At 60.8% G+C, this 4,918-nt stretch carries 6 protein-coding genes and 1 pseudogene; 5 read left to right on the top strand and 2 right to left on the bottom strand.

Annotated features, from left to right (window positions below):
- Positions 1-23: 23 nt before the first annotated feature.
- Both EN914_RS24200 and EN914_RS24195 read left to right on the top strand, forming a co-directional pair.
- Positions 24-572, top strand: coding sequence for an alpha/beta hydrolase (locus EN914_RS24200; protein ID WP_013532123.1), 549 nt, complete (start codon positions 24-26; stop codon positions 570-572).
- Positions 573-739: 167 nt separating this feature from the next.
- Positions 740-1,909, top strand: coding sequence for an acyltransferase (locus tag EN914_RS24195; protein WP_024504557.1), 1,170 nt, complete (start codon positions 740-742; stop codon positions 1,907-1,909).
- A gap of 38 nt (positions 1,910-1,947) precedes the next feature.
- On the opposite strand, the gene EN914_RS24190 is transcribed toward EN914_RS24195, so the two are convergent.
- Both EN914_RS24190 and EN914_RS24185 read right to left on the bottom strand, forming a co-directional pair.
- Positions 1,948-2,721, bottom strand: a complete 774-nt coding sequence (locus EN914_RS24190) for an HpcH/HpaI aldolase/citrate lyase family protein (RefSeq protein ID WP_013532125.1) — start codon at positions 2,719-2,721, stop codon at positions 1,948-1,950.
- Between the two features lie 128 nt (positions 2,722-2,849).
- On the bottom strand, positions 2,850-3,170 hold the full coding sequence (locus EN914_RS24185; protein WP_013532126.1) for a DUF1476 domain-containing protein: 321 nt from the start codon (positions 3,168-3,170) through the stop codon (positions 2,850-2,852).
- Positions 3,171-3,444: 274 nt separating this feature from the next.
- On the opposite strand from EN914_RS24185, the gene purC reads away from it, so the two are divergent.
- The 3 genes and pseudogenes from purC to EN914_RS24165 all read left to right on the top strand — a co-directional run.
- A complete protein-coding gene (purC, locus tag EN914_RS24180) occupies positions 3,445-4,239 on the top strand; it encodes a phosphoribosylaminoimidazolesuccinocarboxamide synthase (RefSeq protein WP_013532127.1) in 795 nt (264 codons plus the stop codon).
- A 43-nt stretch (positions 4,240-4,282) separates the two neighbouring features.
- Positions 4,283-4,525: a phosphoribosylformylglycinamidine synthase subunit PurS gene (gene purS, locus EN914_RS24175; RefSeq protein ID WP_013532128.1), complete on the top strand. Its 243-nt coding sequence runs from the start codon at positions 4,283-4,285 to the stop codon at positions 4,523-4,525.
- A gap of 214 nt (positions 4,526-4,739) precedes the next feature.
- A pseudogene (locus EN914_RS24165) lies at positions 4,740-4,918 on the top strand (phosphoribosylformylglycinamidine synthase subunit PurQ); the annotation flags it as partial.

Here is a 4,918-nt window from a genome sequence, read left to right as displayed (position 1 = left end):
ATGCCGCTCGCTATCTCAGCGCCATGAAGGTCAGAGACGCAGATATTCTCATCGTGCCGGGCTACACCAATTCCGGCCCCGACCATTGGCAGAGCCGCTGGCAGTCGAAGCTGTCGACGGCGCGCCGCGTCGAACAGGCGGAGTGGTCGAAGCCGGTGCGCGAGGACTGGACGGCGAGCGTCGCCAAGGCGGTCAACGAGGCCGAGCGGCCGGTCGTCCTGGTCGCGCACTCACTTGGCGTCGCCGCGGCGGTGCAAGCCATTCCGCAATTCCGCAAGCCGGTCGCCGGGGCCTTCTTCGTGGCGCCGCCCGATGTCGCTAACCCCGAGATCAGGCCCAGGCACCTGATGACCTTCGGCCCCTACCCGCGTGAGCCGCTGCCCTTTCCCTCGATCGTGATCGCCAGCCGTAACGACCCGTTCTGCGCCTTCGATGTCGCCGAGGACATTGCCGGCGCCTGGGGCTCGCTGTTCATCGACGCCGGCGAGACCGGGCATCTCAGCGAGGATTCAGGATTCGGCCCTTGGCCCGAAGGCTCGATGACCTTCGCCAAGTTCCTGACGGACCTGTAATATATACGGTCAAAGCCTGAACACGAAGCTGCTCGGCAGGCCATCCGGCTTGCGTGAACAATAATTTAATGCAGATCGCGATAATCTCTCCAGCAACGGCGAACTCTGTTCGCCGAACGATTATATTCGCGCGTACTAAATAGCAATTATTCAAAGAAAGCCCATACTTGGCCAAGGATGCTTCACTCGAATTGTTAAGAGGTGTCGCCGCGCTCGTAGTTCTGAATGGGCATTGTTTGGGTGCTTTTGCGCCATTGATGGAAGGCGAGGGAGACTTGGCCGGGCAATCGCTCAAAACAAGCCTGGCTTTCGTCGCGTTCAATGGCGGCTCCGCCGTCTACCTGTTTTTCGTCCTGTCTTCCTACGTGCTCGTGAAGCGTTATTTTCAGACCAGCAAGGCACAAGATCTGCGGTTGGGTGCGATCAAGCGCCTGCCACGACTGGCCGGCCCGGTACTCGTTACGACGCTGGCATCCTGCATCATCTTCAAGCTCGACCTGTATTTCTTCAAGGATGCGGCCGCTGTCACCCAATCCGACTGGCTGAGAAGTTTCGGCAATGCTTCAAAGGTGCTATCGCCGGAGACTGCGAGTTTCGCCGACGCGTTTCTGCAAGGGGCGTGGCGGACGTTCATCTACGGCGACAACTATTATGACAGCAGTCTGTGGACCATGACGGTCGAGTTCTGGGGGAGCATGCTGACCTTCGCCCTCGCCCCGATCGTCTTTTTCCTTCAAGGCCGCTGGACGTTATCCTTCTGGGTCTGCATAGCAGCAGTCGTGTTCCTGGCGCTGCAAGTCAGTTACTTTCTTTGTGCCTTTCCGGCCAGCCTCTTGCTCTATCCGCTTCTCGCCATGGATTTTCGCCCGAATCGGTGGGTGAGAGGCGCCATGGTGATGGTTTCCCTGGCGCTGCTGGGTTATGCGGGGAGTGCCGTGGGCATATATCGCCCGTTCGCCGTCCTTGACGTGGCTTCCGATGTGGGCCTGCGGCAAGCCTGCGTGGCCATCCCGGCAAGCGTCATGTTGGTCTACGCGGTGCTGAGTGTGGATGAGCCTCTATCATGGCTCTCGGGTAAGGTGGCACGTTTTCTGGGCGACCTGTCCTTCCCACTCTACCTCGTGCATGTACCCGTTATCTGCTCATTGGGGTCATGGGTTTTGTTGACAAGCGGTTCCACCGCACTCGGCGCCGCCGCCGCCATACTGGGTTCGATCCTCGCGGCGTTGCCGCTCATGACCTTCAACAACTGGTGGGTCCAGATGGTCGGCGCCCTGTTCAACAGGTTCAGGCGCGACGGACCTATCGCCGCGGCGCCTGCGGCGTCGAGCGCCTAACCGCCCGGCGCTGTGACGGCAGTGCGTCCGGTTCGGGTTCAGGATCCGATCGAATCCTTGATGCCCTTGAGCAGGGTCTTTGCGCCCAGTGAAATCAGCGCATGCTCCGAGCCCATGGCCAGCAGGCGATAACCCATCGACACGACACGGCCGGCAATTGCCGGTTCGACGACATAGATCGCCGCATGTTTGCCGGCCTTGCGGGTGCGCTCGGCCACCGACGCCACCGTCTCCATCATGCTTTCCAGCGTCGAATTGACCGTGGCGCCATTGCTCCAGGCGATCGAGAAATCCGACGGGCCCAGGAAGATGCCGTCGATGCCGGGCGTATCGAGGATGCCATCGAGCGCATCGAGGGCTGCACGCGTCTCGACCATGGCGAAGGCCATGGTGCGCTGGTTGGTGTCGCGCAGCCAGTCGGCCTGGTCGCCTTGGCCGTGGCGGGGAAAAGCGTAGGTCGGGCCCCAGGAGCGCTCGCCGACCGGCGGGTATTTCATGGCGGCGGCGAACAGTTTTGCGTCGGCAACCGAGTTCACCATCGGCGCGATGACCGCCTCGGCGCCGAAATCGAGCGCGCGGCTTGCCATGTCGAAACGGCCAACGGGAATTCGCACCAGCGCCGGCTTGCCGGTAGCGAGCACCGGCACCAGGCCACGCAGCACGCTGTCTTCGTGATGGCCGCCATGCTGCATGTCGAGCGTGACGGCATCGAAACCCTGCTTGGCGACGATCTCGACCGTCAAGGCATCCGGCACACCGGACCATGCGGTGAACAACGTTTCATCGGCCGCGAGGCGGGACTTCAGGGACATGAACTCTTTCCTTGTTAGCGACCGCAGTTTCAGCCGGAAACCGCGGCAAAGGCAAAGAAAAACCGCCCGGATAGGCCGGGCGGTCGATTGGTCCAGCGTATGGCCGCGGGATCAGCGCATGGCCCGGATCAGGTGTTCTTGATCTGCTCGATCGCCTGCGCCATCAGTTCGTCCATGGTGCGGCGGATCTGGTGGTCCGACTGCTCGACGCCGGCCGCGTCGAAATCCCCGCGGATCTTGCGGAACACGTCGTGGTCGCCGGCCTCCTCGATGTCGGAGATAACCACTTCCTTGGCATAGGCGTCGGCATCGGCGCCGGACTTTCCGAGCTTTTCGGCGGCCCACAGGCCGAGCGCCTTGTTGCGGCGCGCCGAGGCCTTGAACCGAAGCTCCTCGTCGAATGCGAATTTACGCTCAAAGCCCTCTTCACGGTCTTTCATGCTGCTCATGGCGTCCCTCCGGGTCAAATTCGATTCGTTGGCGGTGAATATGTGCGTTGCCAAAGCACAAACCAAAAGGTCGCGGGCCGGTCAATATGCTTCATCGCATGCTGCGCTGCGGCATTTCAGTCCCGAAAGCGGTTGATTGGAAGGATTTGCCGATTGAGCAAACGATGTGATTGGGATAGACCCGGCATTGAACCCTACCGTAGCCGCACTATTTCAGGCAGACGGACAGGAAATGGTCTGATACCGCCTGTCCGGAACCCCAGAGAAAAATCAGATGAAAAATCGCCGCCGCATTTATGAAGGCAAGGCCAAGATACTCTATGAGGGACCCGAACCGGGCACGCTTATCCAGTTCTTCAAGGATGATGCAACCGCGTTCAACAAGAAGAAGCACGAGGTCATCGACGGCAAGGGCGTCCTCAACAACCGCATTTCCGAGTATATTTTCAACCATTTGAACCGCATGGGCATTCCGACCCATTTCATCCGCCGTCTGAACATGCGCGAGCAGCTGATCAAGGAAGTCGAGATCATTCCGCTCGAAGTGGTGGTGCGCAATGTCGCCGCCGGCTCGCTGTCCAAGCGGCTCGGCATCGAGGAAGGCACCGTTCTGCCGCGCTCGATCATCGAATTCTATTACAAGGCCGACGCGCTCGACGACCCGATGGTGTCGGAAGAGCACATCACCGCGTTCGGCTGGGCGAGCCCGCAGGAAATCGACGACGTGATGGCGCTGGCCATCCGCGTCAACGACTTCCTCTCCGGCCTGTTCATGGGCGTCGGCATCCAGCTCGTCGACTTCAAGATCGAATGCGGCCGCCTGTTCGAAGGCGACATGATGCGCATCGTCGTCGCCGACGAGATCTCGCCGGACTCCTGCCGCCTGTGGGACGTGGCGACGCAGGACAAGCTCGACAAGGACCGTTTCCGCCGCGACATGGGCGGCCTCGTCGAGGCCTACCAGGAAGTTGCCCGCCGCCTCGGCATCATGAACGAGAACGAGCCGCCGCGCCCGACCGGCCCGGTGCTCGTCGCCTCGACCGACGGCCTCAAAGGCAAGCCGCACTGATCGCGGTTTGCGACCCGATAGTCAGAACAGGAGCATGTCCAGCGTGATCAAGGCCCGCATTACCGTCACCCTCAAGAACGGCGTGCTCGACCCGCAGGGCAAGGCGATCGAACACGCATTGTCCGGCCTGGGCTTCGGCGGCGTCGGCACGGTGCGGCAGGGCAAGGTGTTCGACGTCGAGCTGGCGGAAAGCGACAAGGCCAAGGCCGAAGCCGACCTCAAGGCCATGTGCGACAAGCTGCTGGCGAATACGGTGATCGAGAATTATAGTGTGACGCTTACCTAAGGCTGTGCCGGAGGCACGGATGCCTGAAGTCACGAGTGAACTGATGTACGAGCTTCTCGAGATTGTAGCGATCAGGCTTGCAGGCGTTGAGCACGCAAACGGACGTCAACAATATCTACGCGATAGCAGGCCGTATCGATCAACATCTTGAACGGATTGAGCAGCGCCTCGAGTTGCGCGAACTCGCCGAAGCACAAAGGCCTTACGAACCGAAATGAAATCAGCCGTCGTCCTCCTGCCTGGCCTCAATCGCGACCGCGACATGATCGCGGCGCTGACCAAGATTTCGGGAACACCGCCGGTCACCGTCTGGCAAACCGACACCGAAATCCCCGATGTCGATCTGATCGCCATTCCGGGCGGTTTTTCCTTCGGCGACTATCTGCGCTGTGG

The organism is Mesorhizobium sp. M7A.F.Ca.CA.001.08.2.1 (assembly GCF_003998455.1).
GTDB lineage: Bacteria > Pseudomonadota > Alphaproteobacteria > Rhizobiales > Rhizobiaceae > Mesorhizobium > Mesorhizobium ciceri.
This window is presented reverse-complemented; position numbering and strand designations above follow the sequence as displayed.